The organism is Actinomadura physcomitrii, assembly GCF_008923205.2.
Taxonomy (GTDB): Bacteria; Actinomycetota; Actinomycetes; order Streptosporangiales; family Streptosporangiaceae; genus Spirillospora; species Spirillospora physcomitrii.
Map to the genome: position 1 here is coordinate 21706 of NZ_WBMS02000045.1, position 13689 is coordinate 35394.

Consider the following 13689-nt stretch of genomic DNA (forward strand, 5'->3'; position numbering starts at 1 on the left):
CGGGCGCGAGGTTTGCCGCGACCTTCGCCGGAAGGTGGCGCCCGGCCCGTCCCCCGCGCCCGGACGGGGTGAGAAGGTGACGGTGTGACCAGCGATCCCGCGATGCCGCGCCTCACCGTCCGGCACCTCCTGGAGGTCCCGCGCTTCCGGCTGCGGCTGGTCGCCGGGTCCGCCGGGCTGGACCGGCCGATCCGCTCGGCGCACTCGACCGAGCTGCTCGACCCCGCCCCCTACCTGCGCGGCCACGAGGTCGTCCTGACGGCGGGGGCGGCCCTGCGCGACGCGGACGCCTGCGCCGCGTTCGCGACCTCGGTTAAGGCGGCGCGCGCGGGCGCGATCGGCTACGGCGTCGGCGACGTCACCGAGACCGTCCCGGACGCGCTGCGCCGGCACTGCGAGCGGCTCGGGCTGCCGCTGGTCGAGATCCCGGCCGACGTGCCGTTCCTCGGCTTCGCCGAGTGGTTCGCCGAGCGGCTCGCGTCCACCCGCGAGGAGTGGGACGAGCGGGAGGAGACCGGCCGGCTGCTGCACGAGGTCCAGCACGGGCTGGTGCCTCCGGAGGCGCTGCGCCCGCTCGTCGAGGAGGCGGGGCTCGATCCGGGCCTGCTGGTCGCGGTCGCGATGCCGGCGGCGGACGCGCCGGACGCGTCCGCCGTGCTCGGCCTGGACGGCGACGTCGCGCTCATGATCACGGGCGACGAGTACGCCGGCACGGACGTGGCCGGGATCGGCACCCCCGGCCCGCTCGCGGACCTGCCGCGGTCGCTGGCGGAGGCGCGGGCGGCGCTGGACGCGGCGCGCCGCACCGGCGGCGTCGTGCACGCCGCGGGCCTCGCCACGTTCCGGGCGCTGCTCGGCCGGCTGGACCGGGAGCAGCTCGCCCCGTTCGAGGACCAGATCGCCCGTCCCCTCGCCGACTACGACGAGACCCACGGCGGACGGCTCGTGGAGACGCTGCGCGCGTTCCTCGACCGGGGCGGCGCGGTCGGCCCGACGGCGCGCGCGCTGTCCCTGCATCCCAGCACGCTGCGGCACCGGCTGTCGCGGGTCCAGGCGCTGACGGGCCGCGACCCCCTCGACTTCGAGGACCGCGCCGCCCTGGCGATCGCCATCTGGACGCCGCGCTGACGTCCCGTCCCGCGGCCGTGCCGAGCGGGCGGCCTCCGTGGTGTCACATCTCCCAGGGCGCCTGCGGCAGGACGTCGCCGGTCTCGAGCAGGGACTTCAGGTTCGCCAGCACGGCGGGCCAGCCCTGCGAGATCCCGTTCAGCATCTCCTCGTTCGGCAGGTTCTCGTGCGTCACGGTCAGCCGGACGATGTCCCGGTGCGGCTCGACGAGGAAGGTGACCACCGACGGCTCCCGCTCCGGTTCGGCGTCCGGCCGGTCCTCGAAGGTGATGACGAGACGGGTCGGGGGCTCCGCCTCGACGACCCGCCCGACGACGTCGACGGCCCCCGAACCGTCGGTGCGCCGGTGCTCCCAGGACGATCCCGGCTGCCAGTCGGAGACGTTGGCGTGCCCCCAGTAGCGGGCGGTCAGGTCGGCGTCGGTCAGCGCGCGCCACACCTGCTCGGCGCTCGCGCGGATGTAGGTGACGTACACGTAGGTCGGCACGGAGACGGACGTCTCGGTCATGGCGTACTCCTCGGCTCGGGTCCGGATGGCGCTGAGCGCGCGCAGCCGCGGCCTGTCGAACTCCGCGATCCAGCGCTGTTCGATCTCGTGGATCGGGGCCGGGTTGAGGTAGTGCAGCCGCTGCCGCCCGCGCCGCAGCACGGTCACGAGGCCGGCGTCGACGAGCACGTCGAGGTGCTGCGTCGCCGACTGGCGCGCCATCTCCAGGCGCTCGCACAGCTCGCCCAGCGTCTGGCCGTTGCGCTCGCGCAGCCGGTCGAGCAGCAGCCGCCGGGTGGGGTCGGCCAGCGCCTTGAAGGCCGCGTCCATCGTGGTGGCGTCCCGATTCACGAGGGCCATTATGCAGGTAATCACCTGCATAATGCAATGGCCGACATCGCCGCTGGTCACGGCACCGCCGGCCGACCGGAACCGCAACCCGTCCGCCGACGCGGCGGGACCGGTTGGGGGGAGCGCTCGCGCGGGTAGGCCGACCATGATCGAGAGGAGGAGCCATGACGTCCAGGCGGGTGCGGCATCCCTTGTACGCGCGGTACTACGCCCGGATGAGCCCACGGTTGGAACGCGGCCTCGGCCCCTACCGATCCAGGCTGCCGGACGGCCTGCACGGACGGGTCCTGGAGGTCGGCGCGGGCGCCGGCGCCAACTTCGCCTACTACCCGCCCGAGGTGACCTCGGTCCTGGCCGTCGAACCCGAAGCGCATCTCCGCGACGTCGCCGCTGCCGCCGCGGAACGGGCGCCCGTGCCCGTCGAGATCGTCGACGGCGTCGCCGACCGGCTCCCCGCCGACGACCGGTCCTGTGACGCGGCGGTGGCCTGCCTGGTCCTGTGCACCGTCCCCGATCCCGTCACGGCCCTCGCCGAGATCTTCCGGAGATCCTCCGTCCCGGCGGCCGGTTGCGCTTCTTCGAGCACGTCCGGGCCGACACCACCGGCGGACGGCGCGTGCAGCGCCTCGCGGACGCCACGCTGTGGCCGCTCGTCAGCGGCGGCTGCCACACCGGCCGCGACACGGCCGCGGCGATCGAGCGGGCCGGCTTCGTCATCGACCGCATCGAGACGCTCCGCCGCGCCGACACGGGAATGCTGGACGAGTACGTCCACACCGCACTGCGGCATGGCGCCGCCGGGTTTCTGCTCAAGGACGCTTCGGCAGAGGAGATGCTCACCGCCGTACGAAGCGCCGCGCGCGGCGAAGCGATGCTCTCTCCCAAGGCCACCCGCCGACTGCTGCGTCATTTCATGGGCTCCGACCCCGCCCGCTCGGAGGCCGAGAGGCGGTTGTCGGTACTGACCGGCAAGGAACGTGAAGTACTCATCGCCGTGGGCGGCGGCCTTTCCAACGCCGGCATCGCAGCCGCCCTGCACATGAGCGAGGCGACGGTGAAGGCCCACGTCAGCCGGATCCTCGCCAAGCTCTCCATCACCAACCGCGTCCAAGCCGCCATCCTCGCCCATCAGGCCGGCCTGCTCTGACGCACGACTCCACCGGTCATGGGCAGGAACTGGATCCCCCCACCACTGAATCTTCACAGCACTCGGGGAGATGCTCGGCCGCCTACGACAAGCGAGCTTCCGAGGCCTTAGGCGCACTGAGAAAAGTGGCCCGCGCGCTGGACACAGCGATCTTCTGGGTGGCCCGGACAGGGCGCTTTCATTCGTGGTGGCCGGCCAAAGTGATGATGACCAGGCGTGCACCGACAGGATCGGTCATGGCCGCGATGCGGCCGGGCGGGATGTCCGACGGCGAGACGTGGATCCGGGCGCCGAAATCGGCGGCGAGCGCGGCGGAGGCGTCGCAGTCGGCGACGGCGAAGTAGGGGATCCAGTGCGGGGTCTGGTGAGCCGGCCAGGAGTCCTCTATGCGAATCATCCCGGCGACCGCCTCATCGACCAGCTTGAAGACGGTGTAAGCGGGAACGTTGTGCCGGTGGTCCACCGCGCGCCAGTTGAAGACCGCTCGGTAGAAGCTCCGCGCCTGCTCGATGTCGCGGCAGGCCAGTTCCACCCAGCACATGGTCGCGGGTTCACCGGTGGCCTCGGCGCCCTTGTACTCGTACGGCTGCCATACAGCGAAGCTTGCGCCTTCAGGGTCGGCGAACATGGCCAACCGCCCCATCTGGGCCACTTGCACCGGGTCGGTCAGGGCCCGGCCGCCGGCCGACCGGACGGCGCTGACGGTCGCCGCGACGTCGGCGGTCCGGAAGAAGCAGGTCCATGAGGGCGGCAGTGTGTCATCGGCCATCGCCTGCATGCTGGCGATCTGCGGTCCTTGGGTCCCGCCCAAAGTGCACATCTCGTAGTCGCCGAGGGACTCCGCGGCCACGGTGAGGTATGACCAGCCGAAGAGCGCGGAATAGAACCTCTTGGACGCCTCAAGATCGGGGGTGGACAGTTCGGCCCATGTCGGCATCCCGGGTGCATAATCGCTCGTCTGTGCCATGTCACTCACTCTAGGCGCAGATATGCAATCTTACGGCCGAGCGGGCATGCGATCGGGTCAATAATGCCTCAAGTGCTCTTCAAGAGCGATCGACCGGCCCGCCGAAACCGAGTGGCTTTGAAATCCGCCGACCAGTTCTACCGGCATGCCGATCACCTTCTTTGCGGTTGAGGGATCCACGAGTGCTTCGTGGCACGCCGACTGGAGGTGCGGCGGGGCATCACTCCATTTCCGCGACCTCGATTTTGCCGTCAGGTCTCTAATGCCGGGCAATTCGGGTCGCATCGAGCCCCAGAGCGAATCGATCAGTGCGTTGCCGACGGTTATCCCACAGAGGCGGCCATTGGCGGCCGCCGGTCGCACAGGCCCGCACGAACGGAAAAACCCGTTCGGCCCGTTTCTCAGGTCGTAACAGGTGTTCTGGTGCCCCCGGGGGATCCCACACAGAGGGGAACGTGCTGTCGCCCTGGGCGACGGCCAGCTGACCGTCACCGGTTCGTTCGTCGTGAGCGACGCTCCGTCGTTCCACGGTGCCGGGCGGTCACCCGGATTGACTCGGACTCCGAGATGAGACATGCTGTCTCTTAAAAGAGACTCACTGTCTACTTCGGGAGCTTCTTGTGGCCGTGCTTCTCCACCGACTCGGCCGGTTCGCGTTCCGTCGCCGTCGTGCAGTCGCCGTGCTGTGGCTGCTGCTCCTTGCGCTGACCGGGACCGGGGCGGTGACTTTGTCCGGGACGGTCACCGGCTCCTTCGCTATTCCGGGCACGGAGGCGCAACGGGCAATGGACCTGCTCGTGGACCGGTTCCCTGAGGTGTCCGCCCGAGGCGCCACCGCCCGGATCGTCTTCGCCGCACCCGGCGGCGGGAAGCTGACCGGCCCGGCCGAGCGGTCCGCGATCGCGCAGGTGGTGCAGGGACTGCGGGACGGCCGGGAGGTGGCGGCGGTCTCCGACCCGTTCACGGCGCGCACGGTGAATTCCGCCAGGACCATCGCCTTCAGCCAGGTCACCTACAAGGTCGCGGCGTCCGATCTCAGCGCGGGTGCCCCTGACGCACTGGACCGGGCGGTGGCGCCGGCGCGGGACGCCGGGCTGACCGTGGAGATGGGCGGTGACGCGGTGGAGGAGTCCGGCGGGCAGAGTCCGACGGAGGCGATCGGTCTGGTCGTGGCGGCGCTCGTGCTTGTCGTCACGTTCGGTTCGCTCATAGCGGCCGGTCTGCCGCTGGTGACGGCGATCCTGGGCATCGCCATCAGTGTGACCGCGGTGACGGCCGCGACCGGGCTCGTCGACCTCAACGCCTCCGCCCCGACCCTGGCCGTGATGATCGGGCTCGCGGTGGCCATCGACTATTCGCTGTTCATCGTGTCCCGTTACCGCCACGAACTCGCACTCGGGCACGAAAGCGCGGAAGCCGCCGGCCGGGCGGTCGGGACCGCGGGATCGGCCGTGGTGTTCGCCGGCCTCACTGTCATCATTGCGCTGGCCGGTCTGGTGGTCGTGGGGATCCCGGTCCTCACCCAGATGGGCTTGGCCGCCGCCGTCACGGTGGCCGTGGCCGTGCTCATCGCGCTGACCCTGTTGCCCGCTCTGCTCGGCTTCGCCGGGCGGCGCGTCCGCCCCGCAGGTCTCGTCCGCGACGAGAAGGTTCCGATGGGAACCCGCTGGGCGCGTGGTGTCGCCCGGCGTCCGGTGCTCGCCCTGGTCGCGGGGGTGTTCGGGCTGCTCGTCCTGGCCGTGCCCGCCCTCGACCTGCGTCTCGGCCTGCCCGACGACGGCACCGCCCCCGCCAACACCACGCAGCGCAAGGCCTACGATCTGCTCGCCGAGGGTTTCGGTGCGGGGTTCAACGGGCCGCTGTTGCTGGTGGTGGACGTCTCCGCCGCCAAGGATCGGACCGAGGCGGTGCGGCGGGTCGCCGGCGAGGTGTCCCGCCTCGGCCACGCGGCGTCCGTCACTCCGCCCAGCTTCAACAAGGTGGCGGACGCGGCGGTGCTCACGGTGATCCCGGACGGCGGTCCGAGCAGCCGGGCCACCGAGGACCTCGTCGCGCAGATCCGCGACCGCGCAACATCGCTGCGCGCCGCCACCGGAGCCGAGGTGGCCGTGACGGGTCAGACCGCGCTGGACATCGACATGTCCGCCAAGCTCGGCGACGCTTTCGCGCCCTACCTCGCAATCGTCGCCGGACTGGCGTTCCTGCTACTCGTCCTGGTCTTCCGGTCGGTACTGGTACCCCTGAAAGCGGCGCTGGGATTCCTGCTCAGCGTCGCGGCGACCTTCGGCGCGGTGGTGGCGGTCTTCCAGTGGGGCGTGCTGGGAGACACGTTCGGCGCGCACGGCCCGATCCTCAGCGCACTGCCGATCTTTCTCGTCGGCGTCGTGTTCGGGCTCGCCATGGACTACCAGGTCTTCCTCGTCAGCCGGATCCGTGAGGAGTACGCGCACGGCGAGACCCCTTCGGCGGCCATCGTCAGCGGTGTCGGGCACGGCGCGCGGGTCATCACGGCCGCCGCGATCATCATGGTCGCCGTGTTCTCCGGCTTCATCCTCTCCTCCGACTCGCTGGTGAAGTCGATCGGGTTCGCGCTGGCCTCCGCCACCCTGTTCGACGCGTTCGTGGTCCGGATGACGATCGTGCCGGCCGTTCTGACACTGCTCGGCCGCACCGCGTGGTGGCTGCCCAGCCGGCTCGACCGGCTCCTGCCGGACATCGACATCGAGGGCACCCGGCTCGACTCGCCAGATCATGCGCCGCACGCCGCAGCGGCGATGCCTCGCGACCTGCACACCACCTAGGAGAAACCATCATGGGCAGAACAGCGCGACCCGACACCCGCATCGACATGACGGGCGAGACCGTGGTGATCACCGGAGCCAGTTCCGGTTTCGGGGCAGCCCTGGCCCGACGGTTGGCCGCACAGGGAGCCGACGTGATCCCAGTGGGACGCTCACCGGTCCGCACCGCGCGGGTCGCCGACGAGATCGGCGCCGAACCGCTCGTCGCCGACTACGCCGATCTGGCCCAGGTGCGGCGCCTCGCCCGCGACCTGCTGGCGCGTCGCGACCGTATCGACGTCCTGGTCAACAACGCCGGCGGGTTGCTGTCGCGGCGCTGGGAGACCGCGGACGGCCACGAGCTCACCTTCCAGACCAACCACCTGGCGCCTTTCCTGCTCACCACGCTGCTGCTGCCGCACTTGGAAGAGGGGGCCCGAAGAGCACCGGTGCGCGTGGTGACCACCGCCAGCCTCGGCAACAGATTCGGCCGCCTGAGGCTCGACGACCTGAACTGGCGCCAGCGCCGTTACGGGGGCGGCTGGATCGCCTACTCCACCACCAAACTGATGAACATCATGTTCACCTACGAGCTGGTCCGCCGCTACCCCCATATCCAAGCGTTCTCGGTCCATCCCGACCCGGGCGTCCGCGGTCCGCGAGGGCCCGAGTCGACCTATCCGCGGTTCGCGAGCGAGTCCCGGCTCGCCCCGCTGTTCGACCGGCCCCCGCTGCGCCACTTCCGGATCACCGCTGAAGACGGAGCCGAACCCCTTGTATGGCTCGCGTCGGCCAACGAGATCCCGGCTCCGAACGGCACCTATTTCCACGGTTTCACACCAGGAAAAGTCAACCCGCAGGCCAAAGACCCGCAATTGGCCGAACGCCTGTGGGATATCTCCGCCCGCCTGGTCGCCAGCGGGGCCTTCGACACCGACCTTCGCTCATGAGAGCCCGGACCGCCCCTTCCCGCTGACGAGCACATCGCCGGCGTCGTCCCTTAAGGGCCCGTGAGGGCCCGCCCTTGAAGGACGGCCCCCTCTGCTCGCTAGGCTGTGGTGCCGATGGCCAGGAATCCGAGACTCCGCGACCATGTCGCCAAGGGACTCCTCGACACGGCCGCCAGGGTGCTGGCCGAGCGCGGCGAGCAGGCCGGCATGACCGACATCGCGGAGGCCGCCGGCGTCGCCCGGGCGACGCTCTACCGCTACTTCCCCAACCGCGACGCGCTGCTGAAGGCGCTGACCGAGACGGCACTGGCGGAACTGGCCGAGCGCATCGCCGACGCTCACCTGGACACCGTCCCGATCCCCGAAGCGATCGCCCGCCTGACCCGCGCGATGGTCGGCGCCACGAGTAAATATCGCGGTCTGGTGATCTTCCGCAAACCCCCGGATGTGGCGCGGGAGGCCGACCGGCACTTCACCGGACCGCTCGGCGACCTGTTCGCCCGCGGCGCCGCCGAGGGAGCCTTCCGCCAGGACCTGCCGGCCACCGTCCTGGTCGAGATCTACATCGGCCTTCTGGAAGGGGCGATCTCCCGCGTCCTGCAGGGCCGCCTCGGCGTCGAAGAGGCCAGCGCCGCCATCACGAAGGTCTTTCTCCAAGGGGCCCTGAGGGCCGGAACGACGACCGGGCCCCCGATCTCTGATATTCCGCCTGCAGGCCCCGCCCACCCCTAGGAGCGGAGGGCTTCGGACAGGAAGAGGGTCTCGCTGGGACTGAGTGCGGCGAGGCCGGCGGGGTTTCGGCGGCTGTTGAGGGCGTCGCAGAACATTACGGCGTCCCCGTCTTGCCGCCAGTGTGCGGTGCCGCCGAGCGGGTGGTTGAGAAGTTCGCAGGCGAGCGGTGTCGCTGCATCTTTGGTCGCGCCGGCGGCTGTCAAAGCGGAGGCGAGTGCGGGCAGGGCCGAGGTCGGAGGATCGGCGTCTCCGGTGGCGGGCAACAGGAGGAGCACGCGGGCGTGGTGTTCGATCACGCCCTCGCCCGAGCCCGGACGTGACGAGATGTCGACCAACTCAGGCCAGCTCAGCCCCGGGGCCAGGAAGTGCCCGTCGAGACGAACCCAGCAAAGGGCATTGGAGCGGTCGGCCGATCGAAGGACGAAATCGGTCCCGGCATCACCTTCGCGGTTGCGGAAGATGACGACGACCTGTGCTCCCGAGCTAAGTGGGAGGAGGAAGGTGGGCCAGCGTGTCGTGTCAGAAAGGCGCCCATAGTAGGCGTTCATATCCTCAACGTCCGGCGGCTTGTGGAAGAGCACCGGGTCGCGGTAGTCGGTAATAGTGCCGCCCCGTAGCGCGGGTCGGCCTGTCGATGGCCTCTGCGAACAGGGAGCGGGTCGACTCGGGTTTGCCTGGGCTGTGGACGCCCAGAAGATCTTTTCGCCGGGCGTCCGCAGGTCAGCGGCGTGTCCTGGCGCACAGGTCAAGGCGCTCCTCGCTGCCCCGCAGCAGGGCATCGACGCCGATCCCGTCGCCGTGATCGAGGCCGACAAACGGTTCGTACCCAGAGTACAATTGCGGAAAGCTGCCGGGAAGCTGCAGGGTTCGATCCCAGGGATCGAAATCGGGGTCGACCATCGAACGGTCGCGGCAGGACGCGCACAGCGGACGAAGCGAGGCCGGTTCCGTCCGCTTCAAAAATAGTGGATAGGTGTCCGCGGTCACCCCGTGAAGGGGGTTGAGCGCGCAGAACCGGAGTTCTTCCGGTATCGGGGCGCCGGAGTTCAGCGCGGTGCGTCCGGCTCGCGCGAGAACGATCGCCGCCAGGACGTGCCCGGCCCCGAGCGGGTCACCGTGCTCGGCGCGTTTAGTTTCATAGAGACGAGTGGCGACGTCCAGGCATGCCCTCGCCTGGGCTCCCGCCGGACTCGACGGTCCGGAGTCGGCCAACTCACCAGTGAGTGCGGCCTGCTCCGCCCGCCACATCCGCTCAAGTCGCCCAAACGATAGGTAGGGGCGGGCGTTGTAGGCGACGGCGCCACGGCTCTTCATGATGAGCGCACGCACGGCGACCAGCACAATGCCCACGATGCCCGAAGGGACGACGCCCACGATGACGGTCCCTTCCCGCAGACCGCCCCAGAAGTCGCCCGCGAACAGCGAGACGCCCTCCGAGCGATGCAGGTCGTACGCGAACCAAGATGTCAGCAGCGCCCCGGCGAGCAGTGCCAGCAGTATCGCACGATAAGGCGCGAGGCCACCCCGCCTCTTGCGGTACGTCGTGTAGAACCCGCGCCGCCACGCCGGCAGACCCGACCCGACCAACGCGATCAGGAGGGGGAAGCCGCCGACCGCCAACCCCGCCATGTCCCGGTAAGACTCCACCTCGTCCACGCCGCATCACTCCGTCGGGGGTGCGGTCATGAGGGGCACGATGTGCTCCCGGACATGCCGCTCGTCGGGTGGGGCTCCGTGGATCATCATGTGCACGAAGATCAATGCCGGTCCGGCGTCGGCGCGGGTCGCCAGGTCGGGCACTGGGCCGAGGATCCGGCGCAGGTTCTCCTGGTTGGCGGCGCGGACGGGGTCGATCTTGGCCTCGCGGACCGCCGCGGCCAGCTCCGAGGCGGGATCGGTCAGCAGCACCGCCAGCAGCGGTGCGCCCCGGTGGCGGAGTCCTTCGGCGATCTGTATCAGCCCGGTCACCAGGTCCTCGACCGGATCGTCGCTGTGCTCGGGCACGCGCTCGGCCGCCGCGGCCCGCAGCGCGTCCACGACCAAGGCGTACTTGGTCGGCCAGCGCCGGTACAGCGAGCCGAGTCCGACACCGGCGGTGCTGGCGATCTCGCCTACATGCAGCCCCGCGTACCCGTGACTGTCGAGCAGGGCCAGCGTCGTGCGCAGGACGGCCTGGTCAACGGCCGGATCCCGGGGCCGGCCCCGTGTCTTGTCTCCGCTCATTGGGAGAAGTTTAACGGCAGCATCGATTTCCATATCAGCCCACAAGGCCGCGTATCGCGCCGGCATGCCCGGCATGTTAACGGAAGTATTGACTTCCGTATAGTGCTCTTGCTATACCGGTAACGGAGATTATCGTAAGTCTCGTTGCCGGAGGGGAAGCGCGCATGGGGGCCGTAGACACCTACCCGGAGGGCTCGCCGAGCCTGCGGTCGGGGACGGCCTGGCCGGAATCGGGCGTCATCGGGGCTCGAGCAGGGGCGAGGCCGCCTCCCCGAACGCAGCAGAGGCCTACGATCGCCATCGGCTGCTGTTGCCGCCCCGCCGGAGCAGTTGCGCCAGGGCGGTATGCCGCACGCCACCGTCTTCCATGGGGCAAGAGCACCGGTGGTGCGACTCGTGAGGCCGGTGGCCGACCGCAGGCTGCGCGTGCCGCCCGATATCAAGATCATCTTTGCTGGGGCAAGCAGGGTGAGCAGCGCGGGCGCCGCGCTCCCGGTGCGGGCCCTGGAAGCCTCCAGGGGCCGGCGGTTGTGCCCGCCTGTCAGTTTCTGCCTCGCCTTCTGCCTTACCGACCGGGGCTTCAGACGGCCGAAGCCCGCGAAGCCGGTCGGAGTCCCTGGGCCGATCAGGTCATCGTTGAAGGACAGCATTGAATGGGAGAAATGCGGAAGTCCGACCAAGCGACCGCTATCTGGGACAGCGCCTCCAGCCCGCGTCCCGTGGCCCGGCCATTGCGGAAAGTGGCCGCGCTCGTGGTGCGGCTGTCCCTGGGAAACCTGCACGCGCTCGTGCCGGTCGCCTTGGTCTACGGGACGCTGACCGTGCTGGGCCTCGCGGCCGTCCCGGTGAACCTGGACGGCCAGGCGCTCATCATCAACGGGGAGTTGCGCCCTGACGCACCGCGGCCGGGACTGGTCGTGACCGGTCTCGCGGTCGCCGGTGTGCTGCTCGCCGCCCACCTGGTCATGGTGGCGATGGTCGTCGTGGTGATGGCCGGCGTGCTCCTGGGCCGACCTGCGCCCGTCGGCGGGGCAATGCGCCAGGCGCTGCACGGAACCGGGCCGATCATGATCCTGCTGACCCTGGCCTGCTTCGTCGTAGGAGTGCTGAGTTTCCTGCTCGCCCTCACTCCGGTCGTAACCCACCCCTGGCTGTACGTCACGCTGACGGCCACGCTGCTTGGGGTGTTCACCTGCTGGCTGCTGTTCACGGTCCCGATCGTGGTGCTGGAGGGGGCTGGACCGTTCAGGGCACTGTCTCGGTTGCGGGATCTCGCCCGCTACAGGTGGCCGCAGATCTTCTGGCACGGCATGGTACCGGCGGTCTTGGCCCCCCTTACGCTCGAACTGGTCTGCATATGGGCGACCTCACGGTTCGCTGGCATCGAGCGGAGCGTCGCCGAGGCGGCACTCGGGATCATCACGGCCGTCCTAACGGTGGTCGTACAGGGAGCGGCCCTCGCGGTGGTGACGCTGAGCCCGGAATATCCGCTATACGTCCGCCTGAACGTCCCGTCCGAATTGGAACCCCGTCCGATGGACCTGGACGCGGTGGCGGCCCGGCTTCATTCCGGGACCACACCACGAAGAAGGCGCCCAGGACGTGCCGTTTCGCTGGCGGCACTGGTTCCGCTGATGCTCGCCGCGCCTGGAGCCATGTACGGGGCGTACCTCCACGCCAATCCGCTCTCCCTTCCCAAGGTCACGATCCGGAACCTGCCCGACGCCGGTTTCACCTACGACCTGGTATCGGTGAACGGGAACCGAGCCGCCGTGGTCGTCGCATCCGACAAGTATCTGTCGGACGCCAAGATCGACGTATGCAAAGACGCGGAATGCGGCCACGCCTCCACGCTCCCGTATCCATACCCCGGCTTCGGGGAGCCGAGATCTGCCGCGCTTCCGGACGGGACCATCGCACTCGCCCAGAGCATCCCATCCGAACGCGCTAAAAGGAAAATGGGCAGCGACAATGATCGGCCGGTACCCATGGAAATCAGGCTCACCCGCTGCACGTCCGAGAGATGCCCGAACGACTTCCGGCAGTCGCCGGTCATAGCGGAGGGGCGCAACTTTCCTGAAAGACCATACTTCCCCGCCTTTGATATCATGTCCGCTGGACGGGGAATCATGGCGGTCGTCATGTTCGACGCGACATCGTCCGGTTCCAGTGGCGTGCGTTCCCAGGCGCTGCAAATCGTGCGCTGTGACGATTTCGACTGTCAAGGGCCTCGCCTGCTGGTGACGGATCGAGTGGTCGCCGGATACGGCCCGACGAGAGAAGAGAAGGACCGCAGGGTCGCGATTGCCGAAGGTGCGCGAGGAAGGCCCGTTGCCGTGTTCGAGAACAGGGCGACCCATGCCATGACCCTCGTGAGCTGTGATGACGCTGACTGCCGACAGCATGTGACACGCCAGTTGGCCCGGCCCGTGCCCTACGCCCGCGACACATATCTGGAAACGGAGGGCGTCGATGTGGTCGTGCCGCCGGACGATCGTCCGATCATCATGCACGGCGACGCGGCCACCGGAAACCTGCAATTGCTGCGCTGTCGCACCCCGGACTGCGCCGCCAGTGACGCCGTCTCCGTCGCCGGACCTTACTACACCGCAGAGGGGGACAAATGGGGACCGGAGTGGGGACTGGCGCTGGGATCCGATGGGCTCCCGCTGATCGCGACCTACGAGCACGACCGCGGGAGAGCCGTCCTTATCGCCTGCAAGAACGCAGATTGTTCTCGCCGGGGAAAGGTGACTCTTTCCGATGACCTCCGCATCCGCGGCTGGAACACGCTGGACGACCTGCAACTGAAAGTCGACACCAAGGGGCGTCCGTATTTGCTCTTGTCCATCCGTGGCCCGGAGCGTTGGGAAGCCCGCCTGCTGACCTGCCATGAGCCCAAATGCGGTGCCGCGTAGATCCGA

General features: G+C 69.3%; 11 protein-coding genes and 1 pseudogene. 7 read left to right on the top strand and 5 right to left on the bottom strand.

What is annotated here, in order from left to right; translation table 11 throughout:
* Window positions 1–84 precede the first annotated feature (84 nt).
* On the top strand, window positions 85–1128 hold the full coding sequence (locus F8568_RS37960; protein WP_151598460.1) for a PucR family transcriptional regulator: 1044 nt from the start codon (window positions 85–87) through the stop codon (window positions 1126–1128).
* Between the two features lie 43 nt (window positions 1129–1171).
* Here F8568_RS37960 and F8568_RS37965 read toward each other — a convergent pair whose 3' ends face one another.
* Entirely contained in the window at window positions 1172–1966 is a 795-nt protein-coding gene (locus F8568_RS37965; protein ID WP_328601202.1) for an ArsR/SmtB family transcription factor, read from the bottom strand.
* A gap of 164 nt (window positions 1967–2130) precedes the next feature.
* Between F8568_RS37965 and F8568_RS51265 the strand changes: the two are divergent.
* Together F8568_RS51265 and F8568_RS37975 are read left to right on the top strand one after the other, a co-directional pair.
* Window positions 2131–2502 (top strand): annotated as a pseudogene (locus F8568_RS51265) (class I SAM-dependent methyltransferase); the annotation flags it as partial.
* A 32-nt stretch (window positions 2503–2534) separates the two neighbouring features.
* Window positions 2535–3113, top strand: a complete 579-nt coding sequence (locus F8568_RS37975) for a LuxR C-terminal-related transcriptional regulator (protein ID WP_236009893.1) — start codon at window positions 2535–2537, stop codon at window positions 3111–3113.
* A 178-nt stretch (window positions 3114–3291) separates the two neighbouring features.
* On the opposite strand, the gene F8568_RS37980 is transcribed toward F8568_RS37975, so the two are convergent.
* The gene (locus F8568_RS37980; RefSeq protein WP_151598461.1) at window positions 3292–4080 is read right to left on the bottom strand and encodes a VOC family protein; all 789 of its coding nucleotides are present in this window, start codon (window positions 4078–4080) and stop codon (window positions 3292–3294) included.
* 680 nt (window positions 4081–4760) lie between these two features.
* On the opposite strand from F8568_RS37980, the gene F8568_RS37985 reads away from it, so the two are divergent.
* The 3 genes from F8568_RS37985 to F8568_RS37995 all read left to right on the top strand — a co-directional run bounded on the left by F8568_RS37985 (window position 4761) and on the right by F8568_RS37995 (window position 8542).
* On the top strand, window positions 4761–6881 hold the full coding sequence (locus tag F8568_RS37985; protein WP_328601206.1) for an MMPL family transporter: 2121 nt from the start codon (window positions 4761–4763) through the stop codon (window positions 6879–6881).
* An 11-nt stretch (window positions 6882–6892) separates the two neighbouring features.
* Window positions 6893–7810, top strand: a complete 918-nt coding sequence (locus F8568_RS37990) for an SDR family NAD(P)-dependent oxidoreductase (RefSeq protein WP_202125809.1) — start codon at window positions 6893–6895, stop codon at window positions 7808–7810.
* A gap of 114 nt (window positions 7811–7924) precedes the next feature.
* Window positions 7925–8542 carry a TetR/AcrR family transcriptional regulator gene (locus F8568_RS37995; RefSeq protein ID WP_151598463.1) on the top strand — a complete coding sequence of 206 codons (618 nt, stop codon included), beginning with the start codon at window positions 7925–7927 and terminating at the stop codon, window positions 8540–8542.
* Here F8568_RS37995 and F8568_RS38000 read toward each other — a convergent pair.
* From F8568_RS38000 to F8568_RS38010, 3 genes are all read right to left on the bottom strand, one after another.
* Entirely contained in the window at window positions 8539–9123 is a 585-nt protein-coding gene (locus tag F8568_RS38000) for a hypothetical protein (RefSeq protein ID WP_151598464.1), read from the bottom strand. The genes F8568_RS37995 and F8568_RS38000 overlap by 4 nt on opposite strands.
* Window positions 9124–9262: 139 nt before the next feature.
* Window positions 9263–10198: a hypothetical protein gene (locus tag F8568_RS38005; protein WP_151598465.1), complete on the bottom strand. Its 936-nt coding sequence runs from the start codon at window positions 10196–10198 to the stop codon at window positions 9263–9265.
* A 6-nt stretch (window positions 10199–10204) separates the two neighbouring features.
* Window positions 10205–10765 carry a TetR/AcrR family transcriptional regulator gene (locus F8568_RS38010; RefSeq protein WP_160573915.1) on the bottom strand — a complete coding sequence of 187 codons (561 nt, stop codon included), beginning with the start codon at window positions 10763–10765 and terminating at the stop codon, window positions 10205–10207.
* Window positions 10766–11427: 662 nt separating this feature from the next.
* Between F8568_RS38010 and F8568_RS38015 the strand changes: the two genes are divergently transcribed.
* A complete protein-coding gene (locus F8568_RS38015; RefSeq protein WP_160573916.1) occupies window positions 11428–13683 on the top strand; it encodes a hypothetical protein in 2256 nt (751 codons plus the stop codon).
* The last annotated feature ends 6 nt before the right edge of the window (window positions 13684–13689 follow it).